The sequence below is a fragment of the Sphingopyxis sp. genome, assembly GCF_019459305.1.
Taxonomy (GTDB): Bacteria; Pseudomonadota; Alphaproteobacteria; order Sphingomonadales; family Sphingomonadaceae; genus Sphingopyxis.
The window spans coordinates 64,965-79,814 of the sequence record NZ_JAIBES010000022.1 but is presented as its reverse complement, the minus strand read 5'-3'; the positions used below and the strand labels follow the sequence as shown (position 1 = coordinate 79,814).

Annotated in this window: 13 protein-coding genes; 5 read left to right on the top strand and 8 right to left on the bottom strand. The window is 63.8% G+C overall.

Annotated features, from left to right (window positions below; translation table 11 throughout):
* Positions 1–438, bottom strand: a 438-nt coding sequence (locus K0M74_RS02585) for a biotin/lipoyl-containing protein (protein WP_293967587.1), incomplete at its 3' end; no start/stop codon positions are given.
* Between the two features lie 159 nt (positions 439–597).
* Here K0M74_RS02585 and K0M74_RS02580 point away from each other — a divergent pair.
* Positions 598–1,053 (top strand): universal stress protein, encoded by a 456-nt coding sequence (locus K0M74_RS02580; protein ID WP_293967585.1) that lies wholly within the window; start codon positions 598–600, stop codon positions 1,051–1,053.
* Here K0M74_RS02580 and K0M74_RS02575 read toward each other — a convergent pair.
* The gene (locus tag K0M74_RS02575; protein ID WP_293967583.1) at positions 1,050–1,442 is read right to left on the bottom strand and encodes a hypothetical protein; all 393 of its coding nucleotides are present in this window, start codon (positions 1,440–1,442) and stop codon (positions 1,050–1,052) included. The genes K0M74_RS02580 and K0M74_RS02575 overlap by 4 nt on opposite strands.
* Positions 1,443–1,562: 120 nt before the next feature.
* On the opposite strand from K0M74_RS02575, the gene K0M74_RS02570 reads away from it, so the two are divergent.
* Complete coding sequence (locus K0M74_RS02570) at positions 1,563–2,357, top strand: helix-turn-helix transcriptional regulator (RefSeq protein ID WP_293967581.1); 795 nt, start codon at positions 1,563–1,565, stop codon at positions 2,355–2,357.
* A 27-nt stretch (positions 2,358–2,384) separates the two neighbouring features.
* Here the strand turns inward: K0M74_RS02570 and K0M74_RS02565 are convergent, their stop codons facing one another.
* The 5 genes from K0M74_RS02565 to phaR all read right to left on the bottom strand — a co-directional run bounded on the left by K0M74_RS02565 (position 2,385) and on the right by phaR (position 7,783).
* Complete coding sequence (locus tag K0M74_RS02565) at positions 2,385–4,691, bottom strand: ribonuclease R family protein (RefSeq protein WP_293967579.1); 2,307 nt, start codon at positions 4,689–4,691, stop codon at positions 2,385–2,387.
* A gap of 64 nt (positions 4,692–4,755) precedes the next feature.
* Entirely contained in the window at positions 4,756–5,241 is a 486-nt protein-coding gene (locus tag K0M74_RS02560; protein ID WP_293967577.1) for a hypothetical protein, read from the bottom strand.
* A gap of 10 nt (positions 5,242–5,251) precedes the next feature.
* The gene (locus tag K0M74_RS02555) at positions 5,252–5,602 is read right to left on the bottom strand and encodes a DUF6152 family protein (protein WP_293967574.1); all 351 of its coding nucleotides are present in this window, start codon (positions 5,600–5,602) and stop codon (positions 5,252–5,254) included.
* A gap of 71 nt (positions 5,603–5,673) precedes the next feature.
* Positions 5,674–7,200 (bottom strand): proline--tRNA ligase, encoded by a 1,527-nt coding sequence (gene proS / locus K0M74_RS02550; protein WP_293967571.1) that lies wholly within the window; start codon positions 7,198–7,200, stop codon positions 5,674–5,676.
* Between the two features lie 46 nt (positions 7,201–7,246).
* On the bottom strand, positions 7,247–7,783 hold the full coding sequence (gene phaR / locus K0M74_RS02545) for a polyhydroxyalkanoate synthesis repressor PhaR (protein ID WP_293967568.1): 537 nt from the start codon (positions 7,781–7,783) through the stop codon (positions 7,247–7,249).
* A gap of 517 nt (positions 7,784–8,300) precedes the next feature.
* Here phaR and K0M74_RS02540 point away from each other — a divergent pair.
* From K0M74_RS02540 to K0M74_RS02530, 3 genes are all read left to right on the top strand, one after another.
* Positions 8,301–11,579 (top strand): TonB-dependent receptor, encoded by a 3,279-nt coding sequence (locus K0M74_RS02540; protein ID WP_293967565.1) that lies wholly within the window; start codon positions 8,301–8,303, stop codon positions 11,577–11,579.
* Positions 11,580–11,653: 74 nt separating this feature from the next.
* Positions 11,654–12,805: an aspartyl/asparaginyl beta-hydroxylase domain-containing protein gene (locus tag K0M74_RS02535; RefSeq protein ID WP_293967562.1), complete on the top strand. Its 1,152-nt coding sequence runs from the start codon at positions 11,654–11,656 to the stop codon at positions 12,803–12,805.
* Positions 12,806–12,810: 5 nt separating this feature from the next.
* On the top strand, positions 12,811–13,791 hold the full coding sequence (locus tag K0M74_RS02530) for a 2OG-Fe(II) oxygenase (protein WP_293967559.1): 981 nt from the start codon (positions 12,811–12,813) through the stop codon (positions 13,789–13,791).
* On the opposite strand, the gene alr is transcribed toward K0M74_RS02530, so the two are convergent.
* Positions 13,788–14,834 carry an alanine racemase gene (alr, locus tag K0M74_RS02525; protein WP_293967556.1) on the bottom strand — a complete coding sequence of 349 codons (1,047 nt, stop codon included), beginning with the start codon at positions 14,832–14,834 and terminating at the stop codon, positions 13,788–13,790. The two genes, K0M74_RS02530 and alr, sit on opposite strands and share 4 nt — an antisense overlap.
* Positions 14,835–14,850: the final 16 nt, after the last annotated feature.

The following is a 14,850-nucleotide window of genomic DNA, read 5'->3' as shown; positions in this document are numbered from 1 at the left end:
GGGGTGCGGGCGGGCCTTCTTGCGGTCACCTTTTGCCGGGGGGCCCGCGGACGCGGGGACGGCGGGGGTGGGCGGGCTGACGGGCGCGGCCCCAGCTTCCGCTGGGGCGACGTCTTTGGCTGCTGCGGGAGCTTCGGCCTTCTCTTCCGGCGCAGCCGCGGCAGGCGCCGGAGCCGCCTTCGCGCCCGCATCCTCGCCCTCACCTGTAATCACCGCAATCACGGTGCCGACCTTCACTCCATCGGTGCCCTCGGCAACCAGGATCTGGCTGACGACGCCCTCGTCGATCGCTTCAAATTCCATTGTCGCCTTGTCGGTCTCGATCTCGGCCAAGAGGTCACCTGATTTGACGGTGTCGCCTTCCTTGACCAGCCATTTGGCCAGCGTGCCTTCCTCCATCGTCGGCGAGAGGGCGGGCATTTTCAGTTCGATTGGCATGGTTCGGCATGTTCCCTGTCAGTCTTGCAGGCGGTGCCTGCCGCTACGGCTTGTTCCTCGCCTTAAGCATTGTGGCGGTCAAGGTCCAGCGGGGCAAACTTGCCTTTCATACGAATGTGACGCACTCTCCACGCACAAAAAGCATAGGGGGTCGGGGCGATGCGGACATATCTGGTGGTGATCGATGACAGCCCCGAGGCGACGCTGGCGCTGCGCTTTGCGGCGCGGCGCGCGGCGCGGACTGGCGGCGGGGTCGCGGTGCTGGCGATCGTGACGCCGCAGGACTTCGTCGCCTTTGGCGCCGTGCAGGCCACGATCGAGGCCGAAGCACGCGAACACGCCGAGGAGCTGGTCGCCGCCGCCGCCGACGCCGTCGTGCAGGAAGCAGGCGTGACGCCGCAAATCATGGTGAAATCTGGGAAACCCGCCGATGTCGTGCGCGAAGTGATCAATGCCAGCGACAAGATTGCGGCGCTGGTGCTGGCGACCGCGGCGAACGGCGCGCCGGGACCGCTGGTCGCGCATTTCACCGGACAGGATGCCGGAACGCTGCCCTGCCCGGTGATGATTGTTCCGGGCGGGATCGACCTCGCCCGGCTCGATGCGCTGAGTTAGACCGTAATCGTGCGCGGCAAGGCTGCCGCGCCCTTGGCTTCGTAGATCGCGAAGAGCAGCACGCCGATCGCCTGGACGATGACGACCGTGATGCCGAGCGCGGTCATCTGGCCCGCAAAGATCGCTAGCACCGCGAAGCTGGCGATCACCCAGCCAAGATTGCCGACCGCAATCAGGTTCGCCAGCCCCTTGTTTGGGACCTTCTGGTTCGCGACGAACAGCATCAGCAGCGCCGACGGCAGCCCGATCCAGCCCGCGACGGTCACCACTTCGGAGGGGAGGCCGAGCAGGGCGGCGACCGTCGCAGTCGCAAAGACGCAAAAGACGAACAATCCGGTGCAGGTGATGGCATCGATGATCAGCGTGTTCTTGAGGGTGAAGAGCGACATTGGGGTTCTCCTTTCGATTGCCCGCTCCATCTGCCGCCGAAAATGCGGCCAGTCGATTACGCGCGAGGTAATGGAAAAGCCGAAAGCCGGGGTATAGGTCTCGCGGCAAAGGAGACGATGATGCAACCCGCACCGCTCGGCACCCAACTTCGCGAATGGCGCAGCCGCCGCCGAATGAGCCAGATGGATCTGGCGCTCGATACCGACATCTCGACCCGGCATCTGAGCTTTATCGAAACCGGGCGGTCGAAACCGAGCGCGCAGATGTTGCAGCGGATCGCCGACCGGCTGGAAGTCCCGCACCGGGCGCGCAACGCGCTGCTCCTCGCCGCCGGTTACGCCCCCGACTATCAGGAACGCCCGCTCGACAGCCCCGAAATGGCAGGCGTGCGCGCGATCGTCGAGCATGTGCTGAAGGGACATGAGCCCTATCCCGCGCTGGCGGTCGATCGCCACTGGAACATGATCGCAGCGAATGAGGCAATAGCGATCCTGATCGCGCAGGTGTCCCCTGCCCTGCTCGCGCCGCCGGTCAATGTGCTGCGCATCGCGCTGCACCCCGAAGGGCTGGCGCCGCAGATAGTCAACTATGGCGAATGGCGCGCGCATATATTGGAGCGGATCGAAGTCCAGATCGAGGCGAGCGCCGACGCGGGGTTGATCGCGCTGCGCGACGAGCTGGCGGGCTATGCGGTGCGAAGCGACGACCACAGCGCCGAGCACCGCGGCAGCCATGCCAGCAGCATCGCGGTGCCGCTGATCCTGAATACCGATGCAGGGCGGATTTCGTTCGTGTCGACGGTGACGATTTTCGGCACGCCGGTCGATATCACGCTGTCGGAGCTGGCGATCGAGGCATTTTTTCCCGCGGATGCAGAGAGTGCGGTGTTGTTGCAGACATTGGCGGGGAGATAATCCCGCCTCGCTTTCGGGGAGAAGGATTTAGCGTTTCCGACCCTTGTGCTTGATGTTCGCCGGCCGCCCACGCTTGCCGACTACATGCTTGCCCGCCTTGTCCTTCATCCCGTCGCGCCGCGGCCCACGATTCCTATATCCACCCTCGGGCGCATCGGGCAGTTCGAAGCGCAGCGCGCCGCTGATCGGATTGGCATCGACCAACCGCAGGTCGAGCCGCTCGCCGACGGTAAAGCTCACCCGGCCATGCTCGCTGTCCAGCGTCCGCGCCTTTTCATCGTAGAAAAAGCGCTCGTTGCCCAAAGTCGACACCGGCACCAGCCCATCGCCGCCAAGCCCGTCGACCGTGGCGAAAAATCCGAACGGCTGGACTCCGGTGATGCGGGCCTGGACGATCTCGCCCTTCTTGCTCGACAGATAGGCCGCGACATAGCGGTCGACCGTTTCGCGCTCGGCCTCCATCGCGCGGCGTTCGAGCGCGCTGATCGCTTCGCCGATGCGCGATAGCCCCTTGGCGTCGGCCTCGCCCAGCCCGGTGCGTTCGGGCAATCCCTTGGGCTTACCCGGGACTTCGAGCTTGTAGCTATCGACCAGCGCGCGGTGGACGATCAGATCGGCGTAGCGGCGGATCGGCGAGGTGAAATGCGCGTAGCTACCCAGTGCGAGGCCGAAATGGCCCGCATTCGCAGGGCCATAATAGGCCTGCGTCTGGCTGCGCAGAATCGCCTGCATGATCTCGGGCAATCGGTCGTCTTCGGAAAAGCCATCGATCAGGCGGTTGAACACCGCCGGGGTAATCACCTGCCCCAGCGCGAAACTCTGTTCGAAGGTTTCGAGATAATCCTTCAGGCTGACCAGCTTTTCGCGGCTCGGCGGTTCGTGGATGCGGTACATCACCGGCGATTTCTTCGCCTCGAGCGCCTTTGCCGCCGCGACGTTCGCCGCGATCATATAATCCTCGATCAGCCGCATCGAATCGAGCCGGTCGCGGACGCGGATTTCTGCAATGCCGCCCTTTTCGTCGAGGATCACCTGCCGTTCGGGCAGGTCGAGGTCGAGTGGCGCGCGGCCAGCGCGCGCTTTTGCCAGCAGCGCCCAGCAGGCCCACAGATTTTGCAGCGTCGGGAGCACATCAGCATCCCAATCCTCGCGCGGCGCAGCGGCGTCATACGCCGCCTGCGCATGCTCATAGGCAATATTCGCGCGCAGCCGCACGAGCGCGCGGGTGAACCGCCATGACGTCACCTTGCCCTGCTTGTCGATGACAAGGTGGCACGCTAGCGCCGCCCGGTCCTGCCCCGCCTTCAACGAACAGACGCCCGCCGAGAGGGTTTCGGGGAGCATCGGCACAACCTGGTCAGGAAAATAGACGCTGTTGCCGCGCCGCCGCGCCTCGCGGTCGAGCGCGCCGTCGGGGCGGACATAATAGCTGACATCGGCGATCGCGACGATCGCGCGGAAGCCGCCCTTGTTGGGGCCGTCGGTGTCGGGCTCAGCCCACACTGCATCGTCATGGTCGCGCGCATCGATCGGGTCGATCGCCACGATCGGCAACTCGCGCAAATCCTCGCGGCCCTCGGGTGTCAGCGGCAGCTTCGCGGCAATCTCCGCCTCGGCCAGCGTTTCGGCGCCGAACAGATGCGGGATTTCGTGGCGCGCGATCGCGATCATGCTCAGCGACTTCGGCGCGAACGGATCGCCCAGACGCTCAACCACCTTCGCCTTGATTGCCGGACCGCGCCCGGTCAGTTCGGCGCGTACCAGATCGCCGATCTTCGCGTCGCCCTTGTCGGCGACCGCAAAATCATGGCGCGCGCGCTTGTCGGCGGGACGCAGCCACAGGACCGGCTTGCCGCCGGGTCCCATATCCTCGACCAGCACCCCGATCACGGTCTCGCCGCCCGCCTGCAATTTCTTCATCGGGTGCGCGACATGGCCGCCGCCGCGTTCTTCGGTGCGCGCGAGGATGCGGTCGCCCATGCCCAGCGCGCCCTTGCGCCCCTGCTCCATCACGCGCAGGCGCGGCGCCGGTCCGGCCCCTTCCCAATGTTCCGGAACCGCCCAGACCGTGCTGCCGTCAATCGCCGCCACCCGCAGCACCGTCACCCGCGGCAACCCGCCATGCTTGTGAAACGCGCGTCCGGGCGCCAGATCGACCAGCCCCTCGTCGGTCATGTCCTTGAGCAACGCCTTCAGCGCGATCTTTTCGGTCCCGTGCAATCCGAAATGCTTGGCGATCTCGCGCTTGCCGACCGCCTCGTTCGACGTGGTGATAAAATCGATGATCTGTTGGCTGCTGGGCAGCCCGGGCGAGAGGTTCGGACGCTTGTTCATTGCGCGTGACTATAGGCCCGCCCACGGACTTTACCAAGCAATCAACGGCGGTGAGCCGCACGGGTCAGCTATAGGCAATCCAGCGGCCCAATGCCCCCGCCGTCAGCCACAAGGCCAGCGACAGCGCCGCCATCGCGCGCGCCGCGCCGGGCACTACGCCGCGCCAGTCATCCAACTTCGTCCGCCAGAGCAGGCGGAAGGCAGCCGCATTGGCCAGCGCCAACACAATCACGATCAGCTTTTGCGCAAAGGTCTGTGACCCGGCCAGCGCGTCGCCGTCCGCCGCGAACAATATCGTCCCGCTCGCCGCCATCAGGACCAACCCGCCAATCGCGAGCGGCGTCAATGCGCGCGACAGCGCCTCGATCGGCAACGTCCGCCACAGGCCAACGATGCGCAAATCGACAACACCGATCCCGCCAACCAGCATCACCAGCCCCAGCAGGTGGAGCGTGTTGGCCACCGGATAAACCATCGCCGATCCGCGCGCCCACGGCCCGATGCCGACGGCATCAAGCCAGGTAGCGGCGGCGGTCAGCAGCGGTTCCACGCCGCCTGGCTCAGCGCAGTTCGACCGTCTTGTCGCCGATCATCACGCGTTCGACCCGCATTTCGGGGGTGCCGTCGCGCCGGACATAGCCGGTCAGGCGAAGCCGCTTGCCGGGCTCGACTTCGGCGCGCGACAGCCCCCGCGCTTCCATCCGGCTGGTCGGCGCCAGGATCACATCCCACAGCTTGCCTTTCCAGCGCATCTTGGCGGCGCCATGCGGGTTGCCCCACGACAGTTCTGCGAAAGATCCATTCAATGTCACCGGCTTGCTCTCGTCATACGACGACCAGCCGTGGTGCGCGGCGACGGGAAGCGCGGTAGCGGCCAGGGCCACCGCCGCGATAAGCATGGGAAAACGCATTGCCAGTCTCCTTCTGCCCCTCGGCAGTCAGGCTAATGGTGCGTTGCGTACAGCGCAAGCCGCTCGTCAGCTCAGTAGGTTCGGCCGATCAGCACGCGCTCGACCGCGGGTTCGCCGGTGAAGAAGCATTTGCCGTCAGCGGGGGCGGCGTCGAGCGGGGTGTTGCGCATCGTCAGTTTGAACGCCTTCAACTGCTCGACGATGTTGTCGAGCGCCGCGCCGGTCGGGCGCGACCATTGCACTTCGGCCCAGCCGACGAATTTGTCGTCGCCTTTGAAATGCGTAGCAAGGTCGGTGACGTCGCGGTGGATATTGGCGTCGAGGCGCTGCTTTGCCTCGGCATGAAGGCTCGTCTGGATATCCTCCAGCGTCGCGACCGCTTGGCCAATAAAATCACCCTTCGCGATGAACGCCGAATTGAGTTTGCCATCGTCCTTGTAGAGCCGGTCGCGGCGGATCACCGCGACATTGCCGCCGGCGACGTCGCGCGGGCCGATTTCGAGGATGATCGGCGCGCCCTTCTTGACCCAGCCCCAGCGCTTGGTCTGCGCCTTGTTTGCCCCGGCGTCGAGATGGACGCGCAGCGGTTCGCGGAACGCGTCAAGCGCCTTCAGATCAGCTTGCAGCGCAGCACAATAATCGAGGATTGCCTGATCCTCTTCATTATCGCGCAGCATCGGCACGATGACGATCTGGTGCGGCGCGATGCGCGGCGGGCAGCGCAGGCCGTCGTCGTCACCATGCGTCATGATGACGCCGCCGATCATCCGCGTCGACGTACCCCAACTTGTGGTGTGGCACAGGCTGTGGCCGCCGTCCTTGTCCTGATACCGAATGCCCGCCGCCTCGGCGAAGCCCGTGCCAAGATAATGCGAGGTTCCGGCCTGCAAAGCCTTGCCGTCCTGCATCATCGCCTCGATCGAATAGGTCGCAACCGCGCCCGGAAAACGCTCGTTCTCGGGCTTTTCGCCCGCGACGACGGGCATCGCCAGCACGTCCTCGGCAAAGGCGCGGTACATTTCGAGCGCGCGCAGCGTCTCGGCCATCGCATCGGCCTTGTCGGCGTGCGCGGTATGGCCTTCCTGCCACAGGAATTCGCTGGTGCGCAGGAACATGCGGGTGCGCATTTCCCAGCGCACGACGTTCGCCCACTGATTGACCTTCAGCGGCAGGTCGCGCCAGCTCTGCACCCAGCGACTCATCGCGGCGCCGATCACCGTCTCCGACGTCGGCCGGACAATCAGCGGCTCTTCCAGCTTTGCCTCGGGATCGGGAATCAACTTGCCCTTGCCGTCCTGGATCAGCCGGTGGTGGGTGACGACCGCCATTTCCTTAGCAAAACCATCAACATGGTCGGCTTCCTTCTCAAAGAAGCTAAGCGGAATGAAAAGCGGGAAATAGCAGTTCTGGACCCCGGCATCCTTGATCGCGGCGTCCATCACGGTCTGGATGCGTTCCCAGATGCCGTAACCCCACGGCTTAATCACCATACAGCCGCGTACGCCCGATTCCTCGGCCAGGTCGGCTTCGGCAATGACATCCTGATACCAGGCCGCGAAGTCGGCCTGCCGGGTTACGCTGAGCGCATGTTTGACCATATAATCCGATTTCTGTCTTTTAAGGGCGAAGGAGCGCCCGATCCGTTTATTTCTTGGCGAGTTCGGCCTTGAGCGCCGCCACTTCGGCTTTCAGCGCCGCGATTTCGGCATCCTTTGCCTTGGCGCCGCCGACGCCCGGTATCAGGACGCCCGCCGCCTGCTGGAACATCTCCATATTCCGCCGCGTCAGCTCGGCAAGCGGGTTCGACCCCAGTACGCCATCGAATGCGGCGCGAACATCCTGGTGGTTCTTACGGAACGCCGTCATCGACGCTTCCAGATATTGCGGCACCATCGACTGCATCTTGTCGCCGTACATGCCAATCAGATGGCGCAGGAAATTGACCGGCAGCAACGTCTCGCCGCGCGTTTCCTCGTCCATGATGATCTGCGTCAGCACATTGTGCGTGATGTCGTCGCCGCTCTTGGCATCGACAACGCGAAACTCGCGTCCGTCGCGAACCATCGTGCCGAGATCCTCGAGCGTGATGTAACAGCTGCGTTCGGTATCATAAAGCCGCCGGTTGGCGTATTTCTTGATCGTGACGACGCCATCGTCCGCCATCGTCTTGGACTTCGCCATCTTGACCAGCGCTCCTTGTCATCCCGCACTCTGGCGACCGCGCCGCGCGTGATTTGTTATTGCCGACGGCAATAGCATCAAATTATGATGCGTCGCAACATGCGGCGGCGGCGCGCCAAGTCTCAGCGATTGATTCGGTGGATCAAGTCAGACCGCTCATCGTCTACGCCGACGCTATCGAGGCGGATGACGAGCTGGCGCGGTTCGTGATTGCTTCCCACGCACCGACCCGTCGGCAGCTCACGTAATTTAGTTTCTTAGAAAAACTAATTTTTGACATTTCCCGCTCAAAATTCCCGAGCGTCGAGCACTACATTGCGTGAGCATCGACTCGTCGCAGCGCGGCACCTTTCGGCATGAGCTCCCTCGCCTGTTGCGGAAAAGACACAGCGCCGCATCGGAGTCACCTTGCTGTCAAAAAAACGACATCAAAGGGTTGTGCGTCCCGGGATTTCCGTCTTTCTAAAGATAATTCAGCTCAGTTTGAATTTCTAAGTCGCAACCGGGGAATTACATCATGAAGAAGACTAGCCTGCTGGTCCGGGGCTCCGCCCTGACTCTCGCCTTGTTCAGCGCCATGCCCGCGATCGCACAGGAAGACACGATCGCTGCCGATGAAACGGCAGAAGCCGCATCCGAAGGCACCATCGTCGTCACCGGCTCGCGCATCCGCCGTCCGAACCTCGATTCGACCGTGCCGATCACCTCGATCGCCGGCGAAAGCTTTTTGAAGCAGGGTCAGACCAACATCGGCGACACGCTGAACGACCTGCCCCAGCTCCGCAGCACCTTCGCTCAGCAGAACCCGGGCCTCGGCATCGGCATCGCCGGGCTTAACTTGCTCGATCTTCGCGGTCTCGGTACGCAGCGCACGCTGGTTCTGGTCAACGGCCGTCGTCACGTCCCTGCTGACATTCTGAACAATGCGGTTTCGCCCGACGTCAATACGATCCCGAACGACCTGATCGAGCGCGTCGACATCGTTACCGGCGGCAATTCGGCAATTTACGGTTCGGACGCCATCGCAGGCGTCGTCAACTTCGTGCTGCGCCGCGATTTTGAAGGCGTGCAACTGCGTGCCCAGGCCGGCATCACCGAAGAGGGCTTTGGCGGCAACCAATATGTGTCGGGCATGGTCGGCAAGAATTTTTCCGAAGGCCGCGGCAACATCACTCTGCACGGTGAATATGCCCGTCAGGAGCGCGTTTTCGCATCCGATGTGCCGGAATTTCGCACCCAGGATGGCTTCTTCATCGTCGACTCGGACACCGGCGGCCTGACCGGTAACAGCGACGGTTTTCCCGATCGCGTCTACTTCCGTGACGTTCGCAGCTCGACCATCCACTTCAACGGCCTCATTCCGGTCAATCAACGGTCGAACAATACGACCACGCCGGCGTTCGAAACCGGTCTGTGCGGCAACGCCACGTCGCCGAACAACGGCGGCACCAACAGCACCGGCGTGCCCTTCAACTGCACCTATGTCTTCACCGATGCCGGCCGCCTCGAAGCGCAGACCGGTTCGCGCTTCGGCACCGGCATCAACAGCGGCGTCGTCGGCGGCAATGGTGACTCGGGCCGTGATGGCAAGCGTTTGTCGGTCCTGCCGTTCACCGAACGCTACAACTTCAACCTGCTGTCGCGTTACGAGTTCAGCGAAGCGGCCGAAGTGTTCGTCGAAGCCAAGTGGAACCGCGTCAATGCGCTCGGCAACAATGCCGGCCCCTCGTTCGTGCAGGGTACTGGCGGCACCGTCGATTTCCGTGAGCGGGCGCGCCTTGACAACCCGTTCCTGAATCCGGCCGATCGCACCACGCTCGCCAATGCCATTCTGGCATCGAACTGCAACACGTCACTGACCGTGACTTGCCCGGCGCAGACCAACATTGGCACCGCGGCGGCCCCGGTATTTATCGACGGTAACCTGACGGCCGCGAACCGCGCAGCCATCGCTGACGGCAGCTATCGCTTTGTCATCGCTCGCAGCCTCGTCGACGTTGGCCTGCGCGACGAAAAATTCCAGCGCGATACCTGGCGCGTAGTGGGCGGCCTTCGCGGCACGTTCAACGACGACTGGAGCTACGAAATCTCGGCCAACTACGGCAAGTTCCGCGAAGATGTGACGACCGATGGCTTTATCGATCGTCAGCGTTTCGCACTCGCCATGGATGCCGGTCGCAACCCGGTGACGGGCGCGATCCAGTGCCGTTCGCAGTTCGATCCCGCCTCGGCGGTTCCGCTGGTCGGCTTCGCCGCTCCCGCGGCGGACAATGCGGCCCGCCTTGCGGCGGACATCGCGGCCTGCGTCCCCTACAACCCGTTCGGTTCGCCCGACAACAGCGCGTCGGTCGACTATTTCGCGCGCACCTTCACCGCCAGCTCGGGCCTGTCGCAGTTCATTCTGTCGGGCTTCGTGTCGGGTGACACCAGCGGCTTCTTCAACCTGCCGGGCGGCCCGGTTCGCTTCGCGCTCGGCGCTGAATATCGTGAAGAAAAGGCGTTCTACGAACAGGATCCGTTCGTGACCAACGGCTTTACCAACGGTGTTTCGATCCCGTCGTTCCGTCCCGATCCGTTCGAGGTGAAGGAACTGTACGGCGAAGTCCAGCTGCCGCTGCTCGCCGACATGCCCTTCGCGCACGAACTGACCGTCAGCGGTGCGGGCCGTGTTGCCAAATACCAGGGCGGTACGGGCACGGTGTGGTCGTACAACGCCGGCCTCGACTGGGCGCCGATCGAAGACGTCCGCTTCCGCGGCAACTACAGCCGCGCGGTGCGTGCGCCGAACGTATCGGAAACGGCCTTCCCGCTGGTTCCGAACTTCGCGCCGGGCTTCACCGATCCATGCGATCCGGGCCGTATCAACACCAACGCCAATCGCGCCGCGAACTGCGCTGCCGATCTGGGTGCGCTGCTCGGCGGCCTCTCGGACGTCACCTATTCGTTGCCGATCGTCAGCGGTTCGAACCCGAACCTCGCCGCGGAAAAGTCCGACTCGTGGACCTATGGTGTCGTTATCCAGCCGCGCTTCGTTCCTGGCCTGAACCTGTCGGTCGACTATTACGATATCAAGGTGAAGGGGATCATCGCTTCGCTGACCGCGCAGCAGATCGTCAACAGCTGCTACGACTCGCCTGATCTGAACAACGTCTTCTGTCAGAACTTCACGCGCTTCCGTGGTCCGGGCACCGGTCCGAACGGCGAAATCGCCGGTCGCATCCTGGGCAATTCGCTGATCGCGGCGCCGCTGAACTACGCCAGCCGCGAACGTAAGGGCATCGACGTCAACGTCGCATATCGCACCAATCTGGGCGACAAGCTGACGCTCAACACCAACCTGATCTACACCCACAATCTGAAGATCAGCAACTTCCAGGATCCGACGAACCCGACCTTCGAAAACCGTGTTCTCAGCGAACTCGGCGACCCGAAGAACGAGTTTCGTTGGGACGTCGACCTGAGCACCGGGCCGTTCACCTTCGGCTATCGGATGCGCTACATCGGTCCGCAGTACATCAGCGTGTACGAAGATTACTTCGGCATCAACGGTGACGCGACCGGCGGCAATCTCGACTTTGCCGATCGCGATACCTATCCGGCGGTCTTCTATCATGACCTGCGCTTCGAATGGGACGTGAACAAGGAAGCCGGCGGTCCGAACCTCAACTTCTACGTCGGCGTCGACAATGTCCTCGACAAGATGCCGCCGCTGGGTTCGACGGCGACGGGTGCGGGTAGCGCGATCTACAACTTCCGCGGTCGTAACTTCTACGCGGGCGCACGCGCCCGCTTCTAATCGCGACGCGATCGGAATAGATGGGGGGTCGGGACTTTGTCCCGGCCCCTTTTCTTTGGTGACAAGGACTTGTCGTGCAACTGAGCAATCAAGAGGCCGAGCGCATTGCCAAAGAAGGTGTCGATGCGCTGCAGCGCGGCCAGCCCGCGCTCGCCCGCGCGCGGTTTGAAACCATCACCCAAAGCGGGCGGGCCAACGGCCAGATCTGGCTGCTCCTCGCGGTGGCGTGCCGCAGTGACAACGATGATGATGCCGAAGAAGCCGCGCTCGACCAGTTGCTCGCGCTCGAACCGCAAGCGGTGCGCGGCCATATCATGAAGGGCGATTGCCGCGCCAGGGCAGACGATGAGCGAAGCGCGCTGCAACGCTATGAAATCGCACTGCTCATTGCCGCCAATCAGGAGCTACCCGCCGATCTGCGCGCCGAATTGCAACGCGCCGAAACATGGGTGGCGCAGTTCAAAGCGCGCGTCGTCGAACAGCGCGAGGCCAAGCTGCGAGCCCGCGACCTGCCACCCGAAAAGCGCAGTCGCCGGTTCCAGCACTCGCTCGATATTCTCGCCGGGCGACGGCGGATTTTCGTGCAGGAGCCGACGGGCTATTATGTACCCGAACTGCCGCAAGTGCAGTTCTTCGATCCCGCCGATTTCGACTGGGTACCGACGGTCGAAGCCGCGGCAGGAGCGATCAAGCGGGAGATCATCGACCTTCTGGCCACCGGAACTGATCGCTTTCGCCCTTATATGCAGGCGCATATGGACAAGCCGCGCGCCGATGCCAACCATCTGCTCGACAGTATCGACTGGAGCGCGCTGTTCCTCGTCGAGAATGGCAAAATGTCCGACGACATTGTCGCGCGTTGTCCACGGGCATGGGAGGCCGTCCAGGCTGCTCCCCTGCCCCGCATCGTCAATTCACCGACGGTGATGTTCTCGCTGCTGCGGGCTGGCGCGCGGATTGCACCGCACACAGGCACACATAATGCGCGGCTGATCTGTCATTTGCCGCTGATCGTCCCACCGGACTGCGGCTTTCGTGTCGGCAACGACATGCGCCAATGGGAAGAAGGCAAGCTGCTGATTTTCGACGATACGATCGAGCATGAGGCTTGGAACAATAGCAGCGAGGACCGCGTCGTGCTGATCTTCGACATCTGGCGCCCCGAACTGAGCGAGCAGGAACGCGACGAGATTGCTGCTTTTTTTGCCGATCCGGCTCTGGGATAACGGCAATGGCGGCGTCGAACATTGTCGAGCGCGCCAACGCAATGTTAGACGCCGGCCGCGCGCAGGCCGCCGTCGACCTGATCGTCGATGCCGCGAAGCGCGGGCATCGCGATGCGCTGTACGAGCTGGCGCTGTGGCATGTTTACGGCAGTCCGGTGCCGCGAAGCTTTGCGGTGGCGCGGGCGCTGTTCGAAAAAGCGGGCATTGCCGGCCACCGCGCAGGCGCGCTGAGCCATGCGGTGTTCGTCGCGCTCGGAGCGGGCGGGCCAGCGGACTGGCGCGCGGCGCTCAAGCTGGTCGAAAAGGCTGCCGAGCACGATCCCGTCGCCGCACGCCAGCGCGATCTGATCGCCGCAATGTCGTTGGCGCCCGACGGCACGCCAGCGTCGCTTCTCCCACTGGAATCCTTATCGATCAGTCCAAAGGTCGCGGTTGCACGCGCGCTCTTCACCCCAGACGAATGCGCGCACATCATGGCGCTATCGGCACCAAAACTGGTCCCGTCGGTCGTCGTCGACCCCACAACGCGCCGCGAAATTCCGCACCCGATCCGCACCTCCGAAGGCACAGTATTCGGTCCGATCCAGCAGGATATGGTCATCCACGCGCTCGACCGCCGGATCGCGGCGGTGACCAGCTCGCGCGTGGAGCAAGGCGAACCGCTCACCGTGCTGCGCTACGCCCCGGGCCAGCAATATCGGCTGCATCACGACTGTCTGCCCGGCGAAGCCAACCAGCGTGTCGTGACGGCGATCGTCTATCTCAACGACGACTATGACGGCGGCGCGACGCAGTTTCCGGCGATCGACACCGAATTTCGGGGATCAACCGGCGACGCGATCCTGTTTGCGAACACCCGTGCCGACGGCCAGGTCGACGAACGCAGTCGCCATGCTGGTTTGCCAGTGACGCGCGGCGAAAAATGGATCTGCACGCGCTGGATCCGCGCGCGCGATTTCGATCCGTGGGGGATGCGCCCGGTTTAGTTCCAGATGCGTTCGAACCGGCTACCGAGTCCTGTGAGCAGTTCATATTGCGACAACCCACACCGGGCAGAAACGTCTGGAAGATCATAGTCCAGATGGAGCCACTCATCCTCCCTCATCCCTGCCACATCGCTTGCATCGAAAGCGGTCAGGTCCATCGACACGCGCCCGACGAGCGGTAGCGCCTGCCCCTCCCAAGTCGCACCGCCGCTGCCCGCGTGGCAGCGCAGATAGCCATCGGCATAGCCCAGATTGACCACTGCAATGCGGCTGTCGCGCGGCGCGGTCCATGACGCGCCATAACCGAAGGTTTCGCCCGCCGGCACCGCTCGCACTTGCAGCACCCGTGCTTCGGGAAAGACGACCTGCCGGATATGCTCCGCCGCCTCAACACGCGGTATGCCGCCGTAGAGTGCTATGCCGGGGCGGGTCAGGCCGAACACATAATCGTCGCCAAGGCACACGCCCGCACTATTCGCGAGGCTATAGCGCCGCGCCGGGATCCTCTCGTGCAGCGCGCGAAAGGCGGCGAGTTGCTGGCCATTCTGCTCGCTGTCTTCATCCGCCGAAGCCAAATGGCTGTGCAGCGTTTCGATCGCCAGTCCGTCGAGCGCGCCGCCCAGTGCCTCCTCGACGCGCAGTCCCAGCCGGTTCATGCCGGTATCGACCATCACGTCGCACGGCTGCCCCTCTCCCCGATCGCGCCACCGCTGCACCTGTTCGACGCTGTTGAGCACCGGTCGCGCTGGAAGCAGCCGCGCGGCGACCATGTCATCCTCACCAACCCCGTGCAGGACCGACAGCGACACGCCCGCGGGGAGCGGCATCAGCGCCGCTGCCTCGGCCCACGTCGCAACAAAAAAGTCGCGGCATCCCGCCGCGGCCAGATGCCGCATCACCGCGCGCGCGCCGAGACCATAGCCATCGGCCTTGAGCGCCGCCCCGCACGCCGCCGCGCCGCTTTGCCGCGCCAGCCAGCGCCAGTTGGCAACGAGCGCTTCGGACGAAAGGCGCAGGCGGAGCGGTGACGGCACGGCGATCATGGCTGTGCCCCTATAC